At 72.9% G+C, this 19,736-nt stretch carries 16 protein-coding genes and 1 pseudogene; 8 read left to right on the forward strand and 9 right to left on the reverse strand.

The window, feature by feature from the left end; translation table 11 throughout:
- Positions 1–44: 44 nt before the first annotated feature.
- The 4 genes from DNK56_RS30880 to DNK56_RS30895 form a co-directional block, all read right to left on the reverse strand.
- Positions 45–1,115: a phosphotriesterase family protein gene (locus DNK56_RS30880; RefSeq protein WP_111339062.1), complete on the reverse strand. Its 1,071-nt coding sequence runs from the start codon at positions 1,113–1,115 to the stop codon at positions 45–47.
- Positions 1,112–2,248 carry a phosphotriesterase family protein gene (locus tag DNK56_RS30885; RefSeq protein ID WP_111339063.1) on the reverse strand — a complete coding sequence of 379 codons (1,137 nt, stop codon included), beginning with the start codon at positions 2,246–2,248 and terminating at the stop codon, positions 1,112–1,114. The genes DNK56_RS30880 and DNK56_RS30885 overlap by 4 nt, the downstream gene beginning before the upstream one ends.
- A 92-nt stretch (positions 2,249–2,340) precedes the next feature.
- On the reverse strand, positions 2,341–3,015 hold the full coding sequence (locus tag DNK56_RS30890) for a GntR family transcriptional regulator (RefSeq protein WP_111339064.1): 675 nt from the start codon (positions 3,013–3,015) through the stop codon (positions 2,341–2,343).
- A 61-nt stretch (positions 3,016–3,076) separates the two neighbouring features.
- Positions 3,077–3,826, reverse strand: a complete 750-nt coding sequence (locus DNK56_RS30895; protein WP_241990139.1) for an alpha/beta fold hydrolase — start codon at positions 3,824–3,826, stop codon at positions 3,077–3,079.
- 242 nt (positions 3,827–4,068) lie between these two features.
- Between DNK56_RS30895 and DNK56_RS30900 the strand changes: the two are divergent.
- From DNK56_RS30900 to hpaD, 4 genes and pseudogenes are all read left to right on the forward strand, one after another.
- A pseudogene (locus tag DNK56_RS30900) lies at positions 4,069–5,508 on the forward strand (fumarylacetoacetate hydrolase family protein); the annotation flags it as partial.
- Positions 5,509–5,571: 63 nt separating this feature from the next.
- Positions 5,572–6,492, forward strand: a complete 921-nt coding sequence (gene dapA / locus DNK56_RS30905) for a 4-hydroxy-tetrahydrodipicolinate synthase (RefSeq protein WP_111339066.1) — start codon at positions 5,572–5,574, stop codon at positions 6,490–6,492.
- 26 nt (positions 6,493–6,518) lie between these two features.
- A complete protein-coding gene (hpaE, locus tag DNK56_RS30910; protein ID WP_111339067.1) occupies positions 6,519–8,018 on the forward strand; it encodes a 5-carboxymethyl-2-hydroxymuconate semialdehyde dehydrogenase in 1,500 nt (499 codons plus the stop codon).
- 19 nt (positions 8,019–8,037) lie between these two features.
- Positions 8,038–9,063, forward strand: coding sequence for a 3,4-dihydroxyphenylacetate 2,3-dioxygenase (hpaD, locus tag DNK56_RS30915; protein ID WP_111339068.1), 1,026 nt, complete (start codon positions 8,038–8,040; stop codon positions 9,061–9,063).
- Between the two features lie 114 nt (positions 9,064–9,177).
- On the opposite strand, the gene DNK56_RS30920 is transcribed toward hpaD, so the two are convergent.
- The 4 genes from DNK56_RS30920 to DNK56_RS30935 are packed head-to-tail and all read right to left on the reverse strand — an operon-like array spanning position 9,178 to position 13,506.
- Entirely contained in the window at positions 9,178–10,389 is a 1,212-nt protein-coding gene (locus tag DNK56_RS30920) for a multidrug effflux MFS transporter (RefSeq protein ID WP_241990140.1), read from the reverse strand.
- The gene (locus DNK56_RS30925; protein ID WP_111339069.1) at positions 10,386–11,405 is read right to left on the reverse strand and encodes an alpha/beta hydrolase fold domain-containing protein; all 1,020 of its coding nucleotides are present in this window, start codon (positions 11,403–11,405) and stop codon (positions 10,386–10,388) included. The genes DNK56_RS30920 and DNK56_RS30925 overlap by 4 nt, the downstream gene beginning before the upstream one ends.
- 2 nt (positions 11,406–11,407) lie before the next feature.
- Positions 11,408–12,370 carry an aldo/keto reductase gene (locus DNK56_RS30930; protein WP_111339070.1) on the reverse strand — a complete coding sequence of 321 codons (963 nt, stop codon included), beginning with the start codon at positions 12,368–12,370 and terminating at the stop codon, positions 11,408–11,410.
- A 26-nt stretch (positions 12,371–12,396) separates the two neighbouring features.
- Positions 12,397–13,506: a zinc-binding dehydrogenase gene (locus DNK56_RS30935; RefSeq protein ID WP_199563572.1), complete on the reverse strand. Its 1,110-nt coding sequence runs from the start codon at positions 13,504–13,506 to the stop codon at positions 12,397–12,399.
- 100 nt (positions 13,507–13,606) lie between these two features.
- Between DNK56_RS30935 and DNK56_RS30940 the strand changes: the two genes are divergently transcribed.
- Positions 13,607–14,998 carry an amidohydrolase gene (locus DNK56_RS30940; protein WP_199563571.1) on the forward strand — a complete coding sequence of 464 codons (1,392 nt, stop codon included), beginning with the start codon at positions 13,607–13,609 and terminating at the stop codon, positions 14,996–14,998.
- A gap of 67 nt (positions 14,999–15,065) precedes the next feature.
- Here DNK56_RS30940 and DNK56_RS30945 read toward each other — a convergent pair whose 3' ends face one another.
- On the reverse strand, positions 15,066–15,806 hold the full coding sequence (locus DNK56_RS30945; RefSeq protein WP_111339071.1) for an SDR family NAD(P)-dependent oxidoreductase: 741 nt from the start codon (positions 15,804–15,806) through the stop codon (positions 15,066–15,068).
- A 153-nt stretch (positions 15,807–15,959) separates the two neighbouring features.
- Here DNK56_RS30945 and DNK56_RS30950 point away from each other — a divergent pair, with 153 nt between their 5' ends.
- From DNK56_RS30950 to DNK56_RS30960, 3 genes are all read left to right on the forward strand, one after another.
- The gene (locus DNK56_RS30950; protein WP_241990141.1) at positions 15,960–16,874 is read left to right on the forward strand and encodes an aldo/keto reductase; all 915 of its coding nucleotides are present in this window, start codon (positions 15,960–15,962) and stop codon (positions 16,872–16,874) included.
- 76 nt (positions 16,875–16,950) lie between these two features.
- Positions 16,951–17,940 carry a methyltransferase gene (locus tag DNK56_RS30955; protein ID WP_111339073.1) on the forward strand — a complete coding sequence of 330 codons (990 nt, stop codon included), beginning with the start codon at positions 16,951–16,953 and terminating at the stop codon, positions 17,938–17,940.
- Positions 17,941–18,189: 249 nt separating this feature from the next.
- On the forward strand, positions 18,190–19,701 hold the full coding sequence (locus tag DNK56_RS30960; protein WP_111339074.1) for an ABC transporter substrate-binding protein: 1,512 nt from the start codon (positions 18,190–18,192) through the stop codon (positions 19,699–19,701).
- Positions 19,702–19,736 lie beyond the last annotated feature (35 nt).

The following is a 19,736-nucleotide window of genomic DNA, read 5'->3' on the forward strand; positions in this document are numbered from 1 at the left end:
GGTTCTCCCTCGGGAACGGGTGGGCGGTGGCGGGCGGTCGGCGCTCACCGGGGCGCGGCGAAGGCGAGGGCGCGCGCGGGATTGTCGACCATGATCGTGTGCAGCGCGGACTCGCTCACCCCGAGCCGGCGCAGGGCGGGCAGGAAGTGCCGGGGGATGTAGTCGTATCCCTGGCCGCCGTACTTCTTGAGCTGGATCTTCTGGCACACGTCGTGGCCGAGGAGGATCTGCCCGGCGTGGCCCCGCTCGACCAGCTCCGCGATGCCGCGCGCCACCTTGTGGTCGCTGGTGAGGAAGAGGTGGCCCCAGGGGCTGCCGGGCGAGGTCAGGAAGTCGAACTCCACGAAGACGCCCCGGTCCAGGACGCGCCGGCCGAAGTCCGGGTCGGCGGCGACCTCCATGGCGTGGCCGAGCACGATGTTCGACGGCGGTACGCCCTCCTCCGCGAGGATGTCGAGCACCCGGAACTTGTCCTCGCCGACGCCGCCGACGTGGAAGGTGACCGGGGCGCCGGTGACCCGGCTCGCCCGGCCGCTCGCCCGGACGCTCTTCAGCTCGTTGTCGCTCAGCGGCACCGAGTCCGCGCCGACCTCGCCGATGACACCGGACCGGATGCCGGTGCCGTCGACGCCGACCACGATGTCGCGGACGGCGGCGTCGGCCAGCTCGTCCACGGTGAGCTCGTCCATGTCCGCCGGGTGGAAGGCCGGGGTGTACCAGCCGCCGCCCATCACGATGTTGAGCCCGGAGGCCCGGGACAGCCGCAGCAGCGCCTCGGGGTCGCGGCCCAGCCCGGCGGGGGACACCTCGACGACGGTGCCGCCGCCGGTGTGGGCGAAGGCGAGGACCTCGGCCAGCATCTCGTCGTGGTCGTCCAGCACGTCGTTGTCGGCGTTGGGGTGTCCGTGCCGGGTGCGGGCCAGGTTGGCGAGGGAGAGGGGTTCGGTGGCCTCGGGGGAGTCCTCGCCGGGGCGGTGGAAGCGCGGGGGGCGCCGCAGGTCCACGAAGAGGTGTTCGTGCATGAGGGTGGCGCCGAGCGCGGCGGGGTCCACGGGGCCGGCGACGGTCAGGGCCCGGCCGGACAGGTCCGGGATCTCGAAGGGGTAGCGGCTCACGAATCGGTCCTCCGGGGCGTGAGGGTGAGCAGACGGCGGGGGTTGCTCACCGTGACGGACTCGACGAGGGCGTCGTCGGCGCCGAGCATCCGCAGATAGGGGACGAACTGCCGCAGGACGAAGCCGTATCCGCCGCCGCCGTGGGCGAGCAGGCCCGACTTGGTGCGGACGCCCTGGGAGAGCAGCAGCCGGTCGGCGTGGCCCCGGCGGGCGAGTTCCAGCACGGCGGCGGCGACGTCCTGGTCGTCGCTGACGCTGAGCACCGAAGGAAGCCGGCCGAGCTGGTCGAACTGCACGAAAACGCCGCGCTCCAGGAGCGGTTCGAGGTCGTCGGGGCGCGGTGACAGCGCGTCGCAGCGGGCCACGGCCACCCGGCTGAGGTCCGCGCCCTCGGCGGCGAGCAGGTCGAGCACCCGCTGCTGGACGGCGGCGTCGGCGCTGCGGGCGACCGCGATCGCGGCGCCGGTGGCGGCCGAGGCGCGGGCCGCCGCGACCAGGACCGCGCGTTCGGCGGGCTCGTCCGGGTCGAGGGCCGCGAGGCCGCCGATGAGCCCGGCCCGTACGCCGTCCACGCCTTCGGTGAGGTCGCGCACGATCTCCTCGGCGAGGCCGTCCGCGTCGGGCCCGGCGGTGGCCGCCGGGTCGCCGGACGCCGCGGCGCGCGCCGGGTGGTGGCGGCCCGACCCCATCACGATGTGGAGCCCGGTGGCCTCGGCGATCCGGCGCAGCCCCGCCGGGTCGCGGCCGAGGTCGGGGGTGGTGACGTCGACCAGGGCGGTGCCGCCGGCCGCGCGGAAGTCGGCGGCCTCCCGGGCGGCGAGATCCTCGTCGCCGAGCAGCCAGTCGTCCCGGTTGGGCGCGCCCAGGGCGATTTCGCCCAGCAGGTCCATCGTCAGCGGGGCGCCGTAGAAGCGGCGCCTGCTCACCGCCGTGGGGCGGGTGCGTCCCACGGCGGCCCAGGACTCGGCCGTGTCGTGCGGCGGCGCGAAGTCGCTCAGCAGATGTTCGTGGGGGAGCGCCGCGCCCAGCGCGTCCGGGGAGACCTCGCCGGTGACGGTGACGACGGTGCCCCTGGACGGCGGCGCGGGCAGTGGCGTACCCGGAGCGCCCGCGGTCGGGTCGGTGGTGGACATGCGGCCACGCTAACAGATGAGATACCTGATCGTATACGATTATTCGGGACCGGTTCAGGAACCGGTCCCGGTCCGTACGGACTGCCGCAGGGCTACTGCGGGGTCTGCGAGCGGTGCAGCGCTTCGGCGGTCGCCACCTTGTGGGCGCAGGCGACGCGCTCGATCTCCCGGGCCGGCGCACCGGCCGCGATCAGCTCCAGCATCCGTTCGTGCTCCGCCACGGAACGGCGGGCCCGCCCCGGCACGTGCGAGAACGTCGAGCGGCGCATGTGGTCCAGGCGCGCCCACTCCGCCTCCATCAGCGCGACCAGATGGCCGTCGGGGCAGTGCTCGTACAGGGAGAAGTGGAACTCCCGGTTGAGCGCGGTGAAGGAGGCGGGGTCGAAGTCCTCCAGCGCCGTGGCCATCCGGGCGTTGATCTCCCGCGACCGCTCGATGTGCCGGGCGCTCATGTGCGGCGCGGAGATCGCGGTGGCGTAGCCCTCCAGCCGGGCCAGCACCTGGAGGGCGTGCTCCACCTGCGCGGCGTCGAACACCGCCACCCGCGCGCCGATGTTGCGCACGACCTCGACCAGCCCGTCCGACTGGAGCCGGCGCAGGGCCTCGCGCAGCGGGATCGTGCTGACCCCGGTCTCCCGCGCGAGCTGGCTGAGGACCAGCCGGTAGCCGGGTCCGTACGTGCCGTCGAGGATGCGCGAGCGCAGCAGTTCATAGCTGACCTCGGCCTTCGACCCCTTGGGACGGGTGTCCTTCTGCGTGGCGCTCATGCCTGTTTCCCTACCCCGTGCCGGGCGGCCGCGACGCGGACCCGGTCGTGTACTCGTGCGTTCACCCTGCGAGGGCTTCCAGGACTGTACGGCGGAACGCCTCTCCGGCGAGGACCTCGTGGTGCTGTCCGGGTACGGTGACCAGCTCCGCGCCCTCCGCGAGGGCGACCACCCGCTCGATGCCCCGGGTCATCATGTCGTCCGCGCCGACGACGAACAGGGGCGGCGTCGAACCCGCCCAGGACCGGGGCGCGAACGGGGTGGCGCGCAGTCCCTCGACGCACACGGCGAGCCCGGCGGCCCGGTCCCCGTGCGCGCCGATCATCCCGGCGATCATCGCCGTGAAGGGGTCCGCCGGCTCCGCGTCCCCGGCGACCGCGCGGTGCAGCGCGGGCACGTCCACCGCCTCGAACGGCTCCCCGGGGCCGAGACCGCCGAGCACGGTGCGGCGGACCCGGCCGGGTGCCGCCGCGGGCAGCTCCCAGGACAGCCGCGCGCCCAGCGAGTACCCGACGACGTCGAACTCCGTGACGCCCGCCTCGTCCAGCACGGCGACCAGCTCGGCGGCCAGGGCCGGCGCGCCCGCCGCGGCGGCCGAGGCGGGGGCGGGGCTGTCGCCGTGGCCGCACAGGTCCGGCGCGAACACCTCGCGCCCGGCGTCGGCCAGCGCGGCGGCGATCCCGGTGTCCACCCAGTCCTGGCGGCCGTGGGAGCCGAAGCCGTGCACGAGCAGCACGGGCGGCAGACCGGCGGGCCGCTCGGGGGTGAACGTACGGACGGCCAAGCCGGTCCGGCTCTGGATCTCGCGCATCTCTCGCACCTCTCACATCAGTTTTCGTATACGATCTGGCCACTGTATCCCGCCGGTCACTCCAGGCTCCCGCACGGAGTGCGAGGCGGGTACTTTCTTTTTAGAACGTGCATGATATCGTATACGATTAATGGCGGCGCCACCCGAAACTCCGGGGCCGATCGACGCCGGGGCCCGTCGCCCCGTCCCGCCGCCGCCTCCGACGGAACCGTGCCCCACGCAGCTCACGCACAGGGAGAACTCCCATGCCGCACCCGCTGGGAACCCAGCCCTCGAAGATCATCGCCGTCCACCTCAACTACCGCTGCCGGGCGAAGGAACGGGGCCGCGTCCCCGACCAGCCGTCCTACTTCCTCAAGCCGCCGTCCTCGCTCGCCGGCACCGGAGACCCGCTGGTCCGCCCCCGGGGCTGCGAACTCATGTCCTTCGAGGGGGAGATCGCCCTCGTCGTCGGCCGGCGCGCCCACCGGGTCACGCCCCAGGAGGGCTGGAGCCACATCGCCTATGTGACCGCGGCCAACGACGCCGGCGCCTACGACCTGCGCCACGCCGACCGGGGCTCCAACCTGCGCTCCAAGGGCGCCGACGGCTTCACCCCGATCGGCCCCCGGCTGCTGGACGCCGCCCGGCTCGACCCCGCCGCGCTCCGGCTGCGCACCTGGGTCAACGGCGAGCCGGCGCAGGACGCCGACACCTCCACCCTGCTCTTCCCGTTCGGCGACCTCATCGCCGACCTGTCGCGCCTGGTCACCCTCGAACCCGGCGACGTCATCCTCACCGGAACCCCCGCCGGAGCGTCCGTGGTGGCGCCCGGCGACGTGGTCGAGGTGGAGGTCACCGCCCCGGACCAGGACATCTCCACCGGCCGGCTCAGCAACACCGTCACGGAGGCCGGTCACGACCTGGCCGGCTGGGGCGCCATGCCCCGCGTGGACGACGCGCTGCGCGCCGACGCCTGGGGCGCCGCCCGCCCCGCCGAGCCCGCGCTCGACCCGGAGACCGCCGCCGCACTGCGCGGCCTGGCCACCGCCACCCTCAGCTCCCAGCTGCGCAAGCGCGGCCTCCAGCACATGACCATCGACGGGGTCCGGCCCACCGACCCCACCGCCAAGCTGGTCGGCACCGCCCACACCCTGCGCTACCTGCCGCTGCGCGAAGACCTCTTCGACCGGTTCGGCGGCGGCATGAACGCCCAGAAGCGCGCCGTGGAGGAGCTGCGCCCCGGCCAGGTGCTGGTGATGGACGCCCGGCGCGACCCCACCGCCGGCACCATCGGCGACATCCTCGCCCTGCGCGCCCAGCAGCGCGGCGCGGCCGGCGTCGTCACCGACGGCGCCCTGCGCGACAGCGCCGCCGTGGCCGCCCTCGGCCTGCCCACCTACTACGCCGCCGAACACCCCGCCGTCCTCGGCCGCCGCCACGTCCCCTGGGACACCGGCACCCCCGTCGCCTGCGGCGGAGCGCTCGTCCAGCCCGGCGACATCCTCGTCGGGGACGCCGACGGGGTCGTCGTCGTCCCCCCGGACCTGGCCGCACAGCTCATAGCCGACAGCACCGAACAGGAGCGCCAGGAGCGGTTCATCGCCGAGCAGGTGGCGGCGGGCGAACCCATCCAGGGCCTCTACCCGCTCGGCCCCGCCTGGCGCGCCGCCTACGAGCGCTGGCACGCCACCCAGTCCTGACCCGTACGCCCGAGCCCCGACCCGTACGCCCCCGGCCCCGCCACACACACCACGGAGCACCCGATGAAGTTCCGCACCGACCCCGCCACCATCCGCGGGTCCATCGCCCCCGTCATCACCCCCTTCACCGACGAGGGCGCCGTCGACCACGACAGCCTGCGCGGCCTGATCCGCTGGCAGCTGGAGTCCGGCTCGCACGGCATCTCCCTCGGCGGCTCCACCGGCGAACCCTCCTCCCAGAGCACCACCGAGCGCATCGCCGCCATGCGCACCGTCGCCGAGGAAATCGGCGACCGGGTGCCGTTCCTGCCCGGCACCGGCTCGCACAAGCTCGACGAGACCCTGGAGATGACCGCCGCCGCCCGCGACCTCGGCGCCGACGCCGCCCTCGTCATCACGCCGTACTACGCGCGCCCCACCCAGGAGGCGCTGTACCAGTGGTACGCCACCGTGGCCCGCGAGTTCCCCGACCTGCCGCTCGTCGCCTACAACGTGCCCTCGCGCACCGCCGTCGACATCGCCCCCGAGACGGTCAAGCGGCTCTTCACCGACTTCGACAACTTCGTCGGCGTCAAGGAGACCACCAAGGACTTCGAGCACTTCTCCCGCGTCCTGCACGCCTGCGGCCGTGAACTGCTCGTCTGGTCCGGCATCGAACTGCTCTGCCTGCCGCTCCTGGCGCTCGGCGGCGCCGGATTCGTCTCCGCCGTCGCCAACCTGGCACCGAACGCGGTGGCCCGGATGTACGAACTGTGGGAGGCCGGCGACTTCGACGGCGCCCGCGACCTGCACTACCGGCTCCACCCGCTGGTCGACCTGCTGTTCGTCGAGACCAACCCGGCGCCCGCCAAGTGGGTGCTCAAGGAGCAGGGCCGGATCGCCTCCGCCCATGTGCGCCCGCCGCTGACCTCGCCCACCGAGGCCGGTCTGACCCGCATCCGCGCCCTGCTCGCCGAGGGCGGCGACCTCACCCAGCAGCTCTGACCTCCCTCCGAACGAAAAGAGACGCCATGTCCACGAACCCGACCGGGCACCGCCCGCAGGACCTGCCCGAGCAGATCCGCCACTGGATCGGCGGCGAACTCCTCGACAGCGCCGACGGCCGTACGTTCCCCGTCAGCGACCCCGTCTCCAACACCCCCTACGCCACCGCGGCCGCCGGCGACCGCGCCGACGTGGACCGCGCCGTCGCCGCGGCACGGGCCGCCTTCCCCGCCTGGTCCCGGCTCGGCAACCGGGAACGCGCCCGCGTCCTGTACCGGATCGCCGACGCCGTCGAGGCGCGCGAGGAGCGGCTGGCCGCGCTGGAGACCTTCGACTCCGGCCTGCCCATCACCCAGGCACGGGGCCAGGCCCGGCGCGCCGCCGAGAACTTCCGCTACTTCGGTGACGTCGTCGTCGCGCTCGGCGAGGAGGCGTTCCGGGCCGGCGAGCAGCAGATCAACTACGTCGTCCGCAGCCCCGTCGGCGTCGCCGGACTGATCACCCCCTGGAACACGCCGTTCATGCTGGAGAGCTGGAAGCTGGCCCCCGCGCTGGCCTCCGGCTGCACCCTCGTCCTCAAGCCCGCCGAGTGGACCCCGCTGTCCGCCAGCCTGTGGCCGGAGATCTTCGACGAGGCCGGCGTGCCCGCCGGAGTGGTCAACATCGTCCACGGCATCGGCGAGGAGGCCGGCCAGGCCCTGGTCGACCACCCCGACGTTCCGCTGATCTCCTTCACCGGCTCCACGGACACCGGCCGGCACATCGTCCGCAGCTCCGCCACACACCTGAAGACCACGTCGATGGAGCTGGGCGGCAAGTCCCCGGTCGTCCTCTTCGCCGACGCCGACCTCGACGCGGCGCTCGACTCCGTCGTCTTCGGCGTCTTCTCGCTCAACGGCGAGCGCTGCACCGCCGGCTCCCGCGTCCTGGTCGAGCGACCGGTGTACGAGGAGTTCACCCGGCGCCTCGCCGAGCGCGCCGAGCGCGTCAAGGTGGGCCTCCCCTCCGACCCGGCCACCGAGGTCGGCGCGCTGGTCCACCCCGAGCACTACGCACGCGTCCTCCAGTACGTCGAGATCGGGCGGCAGGAGGCCAAGCTGGTGGCCGGCGGCGAGCGTCCCGCCCACCTCGCGGAGGGCAACTACCTCCAGCCCACCGTCTTCGCCGACGTCGCCCGCGACGCCCGGATCTTCCAGGAGGAGATCTTCGGCCCGGTCGTGGCCGTCGCCCCCTTCGACGACGAGGCCGAGGCCGTCGAACTGGCCAACGCCACCGAGTACGGCCTCGCGGCCTACGTCTGGACCGCCGATCTCAAGCGCGGCCACCGCGTCGCACACGCGGTCGAGTCGGGTATGGTCTGGATCAACTCCCACAACGTCCGTGACCTGCGCACACCCTTCGGCGGAGTGAAGTCCTCCGGTCTGGGCCGGGAGGGCGGTGCGCACAGCATCGACTTCTACACCGAGTCGAAGATCGTCCACGTGATGCTCGGCGACCCCCACACCCCCCGCTTCGGCGCGTCCTGACCCCCAAGGAGCCGTACCCATGAGTACACCTCCCGACGTCGTCCGCTCCGCCTACGCCCAGCTGGTCGTCACCGACCTGGACCGGGCCCGCTGGTTCTGGGGCGACATGCTCGGCTTCCACATCCAGTACGAGGACGATTCCCTGCTGTGCCTGCGCGGCACCGACGAACTGACCCACCACTCCCTCGTGCTGCGCAAGGGGGAGACCGCGGCCCTGGACCACATCTCCTACCGGGTCCGCACCCCCGAGGACGTCGACCGCGCCGAGGAGTACTTCCGCGCCCTGGGCCGGCCCGTGCGCCGGGTCCCCAAGGGCGCGGGGACTCCCGGCGTCGGCGACGCCGTCCGCGTCATCGACCCGCTCGGCTTCCCGGTGGAGTTCTTCCACGAGATCGAGCGCGCCGAGCGCCTCATCCAGCGCTACGACCTGCGCCGGGGCGCCGAGATCGCGCGCCTGGACCACTTCAACATCTGCACCCCCGACATCCCCGCCGCCTACACCCACTACAAGGCCCTGGGCTTCGGCTGCTCGGAGACCATCGAGGGCGACGAGCACGAGCTGTACGCGGCGTGGATGTACCGCAAGCAGACCGTCCACGACGTCGCCTTCACCGGCGGCGCCGGGCCCCGGCTGCACCACGTGGGCGTCGCCACCCACGAGTCCCACCAGGTGCTGCGCACCGCCGACCTCTTCGGCTCGCTGCGCAAGGAGCACCACATCGAGCGCGGCCCCGGCCGGCACGGTGTCTCCAACGCCTTCTACCTCTACCTGCGCGACCCGGACGGGCACCGGGTGGAGATCTACACCTCCGACTACTACACGGGCGACCCCGACCACGAGACCTACCGGTGGAACGTCCGCGACGACCGCCGCCGGGACTTCTGGGGCAACGCAGTGATCGAGTCCTGGTACAAGGAGGCATCCCCGGTCCTCGACCTCGACGGCCGCCTCCAGCCCGTCGCCGAGGCGGTGCTCGACGAGTCCGCCGTCCAGGTCGGCGCCGACGGCCTGGGCATCGTGGAACCGGGCGGACAGACCGACTGACCCGCCCCCCGCACCGAAAGAGCCGGACCGCAGCACGCGGTCCGGCTCTTTCGTGGTCCATGCGGCCCGGAGGCTGTCGGGCGGCCCCGGCTCGGGAGGCCGCCCGACAGCCGCTCAGTGGCGCAGCCGGGGCCGCACCGCGGTCCACACCAGCACGCACGCCACCCCGGTGGCGACCGCCATGGTGAGGGCCATGGTCAGATCGGCCGCCCCGCCCAGCGCGACCAGAGGGGCGACCACCGGGCCCACGGCGAAGCTCGACATGCCGAGCAGGGCCGCCGCCGTACCGGCACGCTCGCCGTGGCCGGCCAGGGCCAGCGCCGAACTGTTCGGGCTGATCACCCCGTAGCAGAACAGCACCAGCGCCAGCAGCACGAGCAGCAGCGGCAGCCCGGAACCGGTGAGCACCGCGCCGAGCAGGCCCAGCGCGGCCACCGCGGTCGCCGTCGTGCCCACCACGTACATGCGCGCGGGCCCGGCCCGGCGTACGACACCGCGGTTGACCAGCGACCCGAACACGGCGACGATCGCGTTGGCCGCGAACACCGCGCTGAACGCCTGCGGGCTGAGGTGGTGGCCGTCCTGGAGCACGAAGCTGATCGACGCCAGATACGTGAAGAAGGCCGTACCGGTGCACGCCCCCACCAGCAGGTAGCAGACGAAGAGCCGGTCGCGCAGGACCGTGCCGAAGCGGCGCCCGGTCTCGGCGAACCCGCCCGCGTGCCGCTGCGAGGCCGGCAGGGTCTCCGGCAGCGCCGTGCCCGCGACGGCCAGGAGTATTCCGCCGACCCCGGCGAGGACCACGAACAGGCCCCGCCAGTCCAGGAACGCCGCCAGCTGCCCGCCCGCCACCGGCGCCAGGATCGGGGCCAGCGCGCCGACCAGCCCGAGCAGGCTGAGCAGCCGCGCCAGCTCGATGCCCGAGGCGATGTCCCGCGCGGCGGCCAGGGCGATGACGACCCCGGCCGACCCGGTGAGCCCCTGCAGGAACCGGGTCACGAGCAGGATCTCGATGTTCGGCGCGAACGCGCACAGCAGCGAGAACAGCGTGAACAGCGCGATGCCCCACAGCAGCGGCCGCCGCCGGCCGAACCGGTCGCTGAGTGGACCGGTGACGAGCTGGCCCAGCGCGAGCCCCAGCATGCACACCGACATGGACGCCTGGGCGAGGCTGCTGCTGGTGTCCAGGTCCTTGGCGAGCTGCGGCAGCAGCGGCATGGACAGGTCCATCGACAGCGGCCCGAACACCTCCAGCGACCCCAGAACGAACGCGGCGCGGCGCGCGCTCATCACGCGCGCCGCGCCGCGTTCGGCGGTCTCGGTCACCGGGGCCGGCCGCCGCTGCCGAGGACACGCCGCATCCAGGACGCGCGGGCGGCCACCGCGGCACGGGACACCTCGGCCTCCGGTGAGAAGCCGGTGAAGCCGTGGTAGCCGCCCGCCCAGACGTGCAGCTCGCAACTCCCGCCGGCCGCCCAGATCCGGGTGGCGTACTCCACCGACTCGTCGCGGAACACCTCGGCGGCGCCGACCGCGATGTAGGCGGGCGGCAGCCCGGACAGGTCCGCCGCCCGCGCGGGCGCCGCGTACGGCGAGACGGCGTCGGTGCCCCGGTCCGCGCCCAGCAGCGCGGACCAGCCGGTGTCGTTGTTGTTGCGGTCCCAGATGCCGATGCCGTCGTACTGCCTGCTGGACACGGTGGTGTTGCGGTCGTCCAGCATCGGGCAGTCCAGCAGCTGTCCGGCCAGGGCCGGGCCGCCGCGGTCGCGGGCCATCAGCGCGAGCGCCGCGCTCAGGCCGCCGCCCGCGCTCGCCCCGCCGACCAGAATCCGGGCGGGGTCGACGCCCAGCTCGGCGGCGTGCCCGGCGAACCAGAGCAGTCCGGCGTAGCAGTCCTCGGCGGCGGCCGGTGCCGGATGCTCGGGAGCCAGCCGGTATTCGACGCTGACGGCGACGGCGCCGTACTCCAGCACCTCCTCGACCAGGCCCGCGATGCCGAAGAACCGGTTGCCGAGGACCATGCCGCCGCCGTGGACGCTGTAGATGCCGGGCGCGTCGCGGACCCCGCCCCGCGGGCGCAGGATCGTCAGCTCCACGTCAGGCGCGCCCGCCGGGCCCGGCACGGTGCGGTGCTCGACCTCCACCGGACGGTCCCCGACGGCGGCCTCGACCGGCGGCACGATCGTCTCGAAGTGCGCCCGGTTGGCCAGGATCGTGTCCGGCCGCAGCGGGATCTGCTCGATGAGCGCGCGGCAGGCCGCCAGCCCCGGTTCCAGCTCCGGGTCGTAGGGGACGGGCACGGGGAGGGGGCGTGGCCCCTCCGGATGCGGTGAGGGGGTCATGGTCAGGGCCCTTCCGGGTCGACGACGCCGCGGTCGCACCAGAACGGTTCGACCAGGGCGCGCAGCTCCTCGGCGCCGACCCGCCGCACCAGGTCCAGGGCGGCCAGGTTCTGCTCGACCTGCTCCAGCCGCGATGCGCCGACCAGCGTCGTCACATTGGCGGGGTGGGTCAGTGTGAACGCGACGGCGAGCTGGGCCGGCGTGGTGTCGAGGTCCCCGGCGAGTGCGGTGATGCCCGGGACGGTCGCCACGATCGCCTCGCGGATGGAGCCGGGGTCGCGGCCGATCTCCCGCTCCGGCGAGACGCGGCCGGCCAGGATGCCGCCCTCCAGGACGTCGGACGCCTGCATGGTGAACCCGTCCGCGAACAGCTCGGCGAACGGCTCGCCGTCCGGTATGGAGCGCCGCGCCAGGCTGTACTTGAGCTGGGCTATCTGCGGTCCGGCGACGCCCCGCTCGGCGGCGATGCGGCGCAGGGCGCGGATGTTGGACGCCGACCAGTTGTTGACGCCCCAGGCCCGGATCAGCCCGGCGCCGGCGAGTGCGGCGAGGTCGTCGACGAGGTCTTCCAGACGTACGTCGTCGCGCCGCAGGTCGCCGAGGATCACCAGGTCGGCGTGGTCGAGGCCGGTGCGCAGGAACGCGTTCTTCAGCTGCGGGGCGAAGCCCTGCTCGCCGAAGCCCTCGATCCACAGCTTCACCGAGGCCAGGTAGCTGTCCCGGCGGGCGCCGGTGGCCCGCATGAGGGAGCCCCAGATCACATCGGTGAAGACGGGGGGCATGCCGGGCATGCCGTAGACCCCGACGTCGAACAGGTTGACGCCCTCGTCGAGCGCGTGGCGGACCATGGTGACGGCGTCCGCGAAGTCCATCCGGTCGAAGGTGTGCCAGGAGCCGAGGGACAGTGCCGACGCCTCCAGGTCGCTGCTGCCGATCCGGCGCCGGGGGAGCGGGGTGGTGGTCACGTGTGTGGTTCCTTTCTCCGGACCGCTCAGGCGAGCCGGGGATCGATGACGGCCTTGATCTCCTCGTGCCTGCTCATCGCGGCGATGCGCTCCGACGCCCCGGCCAGGCCGACCGGCTCGCCGAACAGCCGGTCCCAGGGCATGCGGTCGGCGAAGGAGGTGAAGAAGCCGATGGCGTCGTGGTAGTCGGCGATGTCGCCGTTGAGGGAACCGGTGATCGTCAGCTCCTTGCCCATCACCGTGCCGAGGGCGATCGGTTCGGAGACCGGGCCGGTGCTGCCCACGACGACGATCCGGCCGCGCTGGGCGGCCATCTCCACGGCCTCCCGGCCCACCGAGGGGGCGCCGGCGAAGTCGAGGACCAGGTCGGCGCCGTGGCCGCCGGTCAGCTCCCGGACCCGGGAGACGACGGCCTCCGAGCCGGTGGCGATGTCCACGGTGGCGTCGGCGCCGAATGAGCCGGCCAGCGCCAGCCGGGCCGGGGGAGCCCCGACGTTGATCACGCTGCCGGCGCCGCCGATCCGGGCCACCGCGGTCGCGAACAGGCCGAGGGCCCCGGAACCCTGCACGACGACCCGGGAGCCGGGGCGGACGCCGCCGGCCCGCGAGAACGCCCGCAGCACGGTCTTGGCCGCGCAGCCCGCCATCGCGGCCCAGGTGTCCGGGATCTCCTCGGGCAGCCGCAGCTTGGCCGCGCCGGGGACGACGTACGCGTACTCGCACAGCCCGGCCGTGGCGTACGGCGGGACGTCGGCGCGCTGCATGAAGCCGTAGCCGCGGGAGGAACAGGCGACCGGCTCGCGCAGGACCGCGCAGCCGTGGCACGCGCCGCAGGTCGACTCCGACCAGCCGATGCGGTCGCCGACGGACAGTTCGCGGCCCAGCGCGTCCCGGGTGTCCTCGCCGAGCGCGACGATCTCGCCGACCATCTCGTGGCCGAGGACCATCGGCAGCATGCCGGGGAAGCTCATCTTGCCCGACCAGATCTCTATGTCGGTGCCGCACAGGGTCGTGCGGGTGATGCGCACCAGGGCCGCCCCGCGTTCCGGTGCGGGCGGCAGGGGCAGGTCGGTGAGGTCCAACGAGGCGCCGTGCGCGGTGAGTACGGCGGCGCGTGTCGAGGAGGGAATGTCCATCACAACTCCTTCGTATCGAGCGGATCAAGGGGCTCGACGATGGGTTAGTCTACGGCTGTCGACTCAAATGTCGAGACCCTGAGAGCGACGAGGAGCACCCGTGCGCACAGCCGACGGCGACGCCCGAAACACACCGGCCGACCTGATCCTGCGAGGGGGCGTCGTCCACACCATGGCGCCCGGCGCCCGGGGCGCGACCGCCGTGGCCCTGCGCGGCGGGACCGTGGTCCGGGTCGGCGACGACCCCGGGGTGCTGGCCCTCGCCGGCCCCGGCACCCGTGTCATCGACCTGGCCGGACGCGCCGTCCTGCCCGGCATCAACGACGCCCATCTGCACGGCACCTGGCTGGGCGCGATGTGGCCCGACACCCTCTTCGGCGACGCCGTCGCGCCCGGCCCGCCCCCCGAGCACCCGCTCCCCGACGACGCCGCGCGCCGCCGGGCGATCCTGCGCACGGGGGACCTCGCCGCCTCCCTCGGCATCACCAGCTACACCGAACCCGGCCTGGGCCCCGGCGAGGACGGCGGACGGACCGGCGCCTTCGGCAGCTCGGTCGCCGAGCAGTACCGCGCGCTCGCCGCCGAAGGACTGCTGCGGGCCCGGATCACCGTCCTGTGGCTGTACGGAGAACTGGACGGACCCAGCGACCTGGAGCACTTCCTCGCCGGGCTCTCCGCCGCCGACGGCACGACCGCCGACCCCCGCTGGCTGCGGTTCGCCGGCGTCAAGATATTCGCCGACGGCATACCGCCGATGCGGTCCGCCTACACCCACCACTGCTACGCCGACGGCATCCGGCCGTCCCTGCTGGTCGCGGGCGGCGACGACGCCGAACGCGAGGCCAACCTGACGCGGATGATCGTCGCCGCGCACCGGGCCGGACAGCAGGTGGGCGTGCACGCCACCGGGGACCGCTCCATCGACGTCACGCTCGACGCGGTCGAACGCGCCAGGGCCGAGCACGACGTCGACCTGGGGCACTACATCATCCACGGCGACCTCGTCACCGGCCCCCAGCTGCGCCGGATGGCCGCGCTCGGGGTGGGCCTGGACACCCAGCCGGAGATCGCGGTGCGCACCCGCTCCCTGGTGAACGACGCGCTCGGTCCCGGCTCGGCGGAGGCGGCGTGGCCGCTGCAGGCGGCGCTGGACGCGGGCGTGAGCATGTGCCTGACCTCCGACGCGCCCGTGCTCTCGCCGGACTGGCGGCGCCAGATCGCGGCCGCCGACGCCTGGATGGGGGCGGCGGCCGACCCCCGGGCGCGCATGGAGCGGCTGCTGCGCTGCTACACCGTGGAGCCGGCCCGCCAGGACGCGGCCGCCTCCTGGAAGGGCACCCTGGCGCCGGGCATGGCGGCCGACCTGTGCGTCCTGGCCGCCGACCCGCTCACCCTGGCCCCGGCCGAGCTGCCGGACGTCGAGGTGGACCTGACCGTCGTGGACGGCCGGATCGTCCACGACCGCACGGCCCCGGCCCCGCAGGCGCCCTGACGTACGACAGTGGCCCCGGGACAGGCGCGATGCCTGCTCCGGGGCCACTGTCACGGGCCGGTACGGGTCACACGAGCAGCTGGCCGCCGTCCACGGGGAGGCTGGTGCCGGTGATGTGGGCGGCGGAGTCCCCGGCGAGGAACACGGCCGCCGCGGCGACCTGCTCCACCGGGGCCAGGCGCTTGAGGGGGATGCGGTCCTCCCACGCCTTGCGCTGCGGGGAGCCCTCCGGCATGCCCGCGGCCAGCATGTCCGTGAGCACCGGGCCGGGCGCCACGGCGTTGACCCGGATGCCGTGCTGGGCCAGTTCGATCGCCGCCCAGCGGGTGAGCGCGTCCACGGCCGCCTTGCTGCTCTCGTAGCCGCCCATGCCCGGCGTGGGCTGCCGGCCGCCGATCGAGGAGATGTTGACGATCGCCCCGGCCACCTGGGCCTCGACCATCCGCCGGGCCGTCTGCTGGGTCATCAGGAAGGTGCCCACCACATTGGTGCGCAGGATCGTGTCCAGATCGGCGCCGGGCAGCTCCAGCACCGTGCCGTGCAGCGTCAGCAGGCCGGCGTTGTTCACCAGCACGTCGACGGGCCCGAACTTCTCCTGGACCTCGTCCAGCCCACTGGCGATCCCGCTCTCGTCGGTGATGTCCAGGGCCAGGCCGTGCACGCCCAGTTCCGCCGCCGTCGCCGTGACGCGCTCCGCGTCCCGGTCGGCGATCACCACGGTGTCCCCGGCGGCGGCGAAGGCCGCGGCCACCGCCCGGCCGATCCCGCCGGCTCCGCCGGTCACCAGCACGGTGCGTGTGCGCTTCATCGTCACTCCCCTACTCCCCTCGCGCCGAGACCTCTGTCCCGGCGGTCCGATTTATAGTATACAAGCGTAGACGAAAAAGCCGAGGCTTCGGGAGGAGCTTTGAGCGCCGAAAAGTCTGTTCCCCACCGTCCGTTGGGCCCGGGTGGCCCCGAGGTGCCGGTACTGGCACTGGGGTCCTGGAACACCTGGGACCGGATGGACTTCGATGACGCGGTGTCGCTGGTGGCACGGGCAGCCGAGCTGGGCTGTGCCTTCTTCGACGTCGCGCACTACAACATGGGCCCGCACGCGGAGAACGCCCGCACCGATCTGATCTTCGGCCGGGCCGTACGGGAGGCCGGGCTCGCCCGCGCCGACTGGCGGTTCTGCGGGAAGCTCTGGCTCTGGGACTACCCGGCGACCGGCTTCACGCAGCAGATGGAGACATCCCTGGAACGCGTCGGCGTCGAGAGCGCCGACATGGTCGTCGTCGGCGACTACTTCGGCGACCTCGACGTCGAGCGGGTCGTCACCGACGTCGCCGAGCAGATCGAGGCGGGCCGCTTCACCACCTGGGGCGTCAACAACTGGCGCTACGACGATCTGCGGGCCGCGCTCGACATCGCCCGCGCCCGCGGACTGGTGCCGCCCTCGTTCGCCCAGCTCAAGTACGGCCTGGTCCGCAGGTCCATGGCCGAGGGCCGCTACTACGCCCCCCTCTTCGAGTCGGGGGAGCTGGCCCTCCAGGCCTCCGACGTCTTCGAGGGCGGCATCCTGGTCGGAAACCTCCGGCCGAACCGCAAGATCGGTGCCGACGTCGGCGGCATCCGGGAACGCGTCGCCGAGGCCTACCCGCGGGTCCGCGAGCTGGCGGAGAGCCTCGGGGCCACCCCGGCCCAGCTGGGCATCGCGTTCTGCCTGGCCAACCCGGCGACCGCGAACGTCCTGGTCGGGGTCTCCCGGCAGGCCCAGCTGGAGGACAACGCCGGCGCCGTCGCCCTGCTCGACCGGGTGGGCGCGGCGGCCCTGCGCGAGGCCGTGGCCGACCTCTGGCTCGACCGCGACGTCGCCCCGGACGGCACCTGGTGACCCGCCCGGTTCCGCCGGACCCCCGCCACCCCCGTACCCGCCCCACGACCACCCACCCCACCCGCAGGAGGACCGCATGACCACCACGCCCACCCCCGCAACGCCCGACCGCATCGTCGACATCGCGATCGGCTACATGGGTGCCAAGCAGCTCTTCGCCGCCGCCCGCACCGGCCTCTTCCGCGCCCTCGCGGACGGCGAGCGCGACGTGGCCCAGATCGCCGCGGCGACCGGGCTCAGCGAGAAGATGTCCCGCATCCTGGCCGACTCCATGAACGGCCTGGGCCTGCTGGAGCGCGCCGAGGGCCGCTACCGGCTCGCCCCGGACGCCGCCGCCCACCTGAGCGGCGAGGGCGACCTCGACCTCCACCCCTTCCTCGGCTTCCTCAACGAGATCAGCTACGGCCACTGGCTCCAGTTCGACGCCACCGTCGACACCACCAAGCCCGGCGAGCTGGCGATGGACGAGGGCCGCTGGGCGACCTTCATGGCCGGCGTCATGCGCTACAACGCGCTGCACGCCGCCATGCTGGCCCGCTCCTTCGACTTCACCCCGTACAAGAGCCTGCTCGACCTCGGCGGCCTCTCGCCGGAATTCGCCCTCGGCGCGCTGCGGGCCAACCCGGAGCTGTCGGCCCGCTTCGTCTTCGACCCGGCCTCCACCGAGTCGCTCACCGAGGCGCTGGCGGCCGCCGGCTTCTCGGACCGGGCGACGATCGAGCCCGCGCCCACCGACGAGGCCGCTCCGGGCGGCGAGCACGACCTCGTCATGGTCAACCACGTGATCCACCGGTTCACCGCCGAGCAGAACCGCGCGATCCTCGTGAACGCCCGTGCCGCGGCGCGTCCCGGCGCGACCCTGCTCCTGCTGGACTTCCTGCTGGACGACGACGAGCGCCAGCGGCCGATCGACGCCCTGCACGCGGGCGAGTACTTTGTCATCGACGGCACGGTCGTGTATCCGGAGGCCGAAGTCACCGGCTGGCTGGAGGCCGCTGGATGGCGCCGGCGTGAGGTGATCGCCCTGCCCGGAAGCCCCCGAGTCGTGGTCGCGGAAGCCGTCTGACCTGCACGTTCTCCCTCGGCCCACCCATGGCCCCGTCGCTCCCGAATTGGCCGCGACGGGGCCATTGCCTTTTTGGCCGACGCCCGTAGACTAACGCCCACGACACGTGAGGTGGCGGGCAGACCAACTCTTCCGCGCACCCACTCTCATAACTGCGCCGAGCGCTGTGACGGCGAGAGGGTCGGCGGTTCCCTTCCTCTCCCGCATCGATCCGGTACGAGCGCCCCTTCTTACGTGAGAGAAGACTCCATGAAGCGAATCTGGAGAGCCACAGTTGTCGCGGTCGCCGCGATGGCGATGGCCGCGTGCACCAACACGACGACCTCCGGCAGCGGTACCGCGGACGAGGACATCAGGATAGGCACCCTCCTCGATGTCACCTCCTGGGACCCCGCCCAGGCCGACATCGGGTTCGACGGCCCCTACCTCTCGGCCCTCTACGACCCGCTGATCTCCCTCGACAAGGAATCCAAGCCGGTCCCCGGCCTGGCCAAGGAGTGGAAGTACTCCGCGGACTTCCTGACCCTCACCATGGACCTGCGCACCGGGGTCGAGTTCAGCGACGGCCAGGCGTTCGACGCCGACGCCGCCGTGCAGAACCTCGAACACCTCAAGGCGGGCGTCCGCTCCGGCTCCACCTACGACAACGTCACCGACATCAAGAAGGTGGACGCGGACACCATCGCCCTCCACCTGAAGAAGAAGGACGACGCCCTCCTCTACTACATGGGCATCGGCCGCAGCTGGATGGCCTCGCCCGCCGCGATCAAGGCGGACACCCTCGCCAACCAGCCGGTCGGCTCCGGCCCCTACACCTACGAGAAGGGCAAGTCGACCCCCGGCTCGGACTACGTCTTCGCCAAGAAGTCCGGACACTGGGACGACAAGACCTACCCCTTCTCCACCGTGCACATCCAGCCCATCGCCGACCCGACCGCCAGCTTCAACGCCATGCTCTCCGGCCAGCTGGACATCGCCTACGCCAACGCCGCGGACATCCCGCGCGCCAAGGACAACGGCTGGAACGTCGCCTCCGACGTCGCCACCTGGGTCGGCCTCCAGTACACCGACCGGACCGGCAAGCAGCTCAAGCCGCTGGGCGACGTCCGGGTGCGCCGCGCCATCAGCCACGCCTTCGACGGCGCAGCCATGCTCAAGTCCGTCGGCCAGAACGCCGGCGTCGCCACCAACCAGGTCTTCCCGGCCGGCCGCCCCGTCTACGACGAGACGCTGAACTCCCGGTACGCCTTCGACCTGGACAAGGCCAAGAAGCTCATGGCCGAAGCCGGCTACCCCGACGGCTTCAAGGTCACCATGCCGATGTCGTCGATCTTCCAGCCGTGGCAGCCCTCGGTCCAGCAGACCCTGGGCAAGATCGGGATCAAGGTGACCTGGAAGAACCTGTCACCCGCCGACTACCAGAAGAACGCCGCCACCTTCCCCATGTTCGTGGCGGTCCTGGCCCTGGACTCCAACCCGGCGGCCTCGGTCGACGGCCGGATCACCTCCCAGCAGTGGTTCAACCCGAACCCCTCCACCGATGACTTCCCCAAGGTCAAGGAGCTGGTCGGCAAGATCGAGGCGGCCACCGGCGACGCCCAGGTGCCCCTCATCCAGCAGCTCAACAAGGAAATCACCGAACAGGCCTGGCAGGACGTCTGGTACCAGGCGAACAACACCTACTTCAGCGTCAAGGGCATCACCGTCACCCCGATCACCGGAATGATGTTCCCGACCCTGCGGTTCGTCCAGCGCGGCTAGTACCCGTACAGGCGGGGCCGCCCGGTCGCCGGGCG

It is taken from the genome of Streptomyces sp. AC1-42W (assembly GCF_003248355.1).
Lineage (GTDB): Bacteria > Actinomycetota > Actinomycetes > Streptomycetales > Streptomycetaceae > Streptomyces.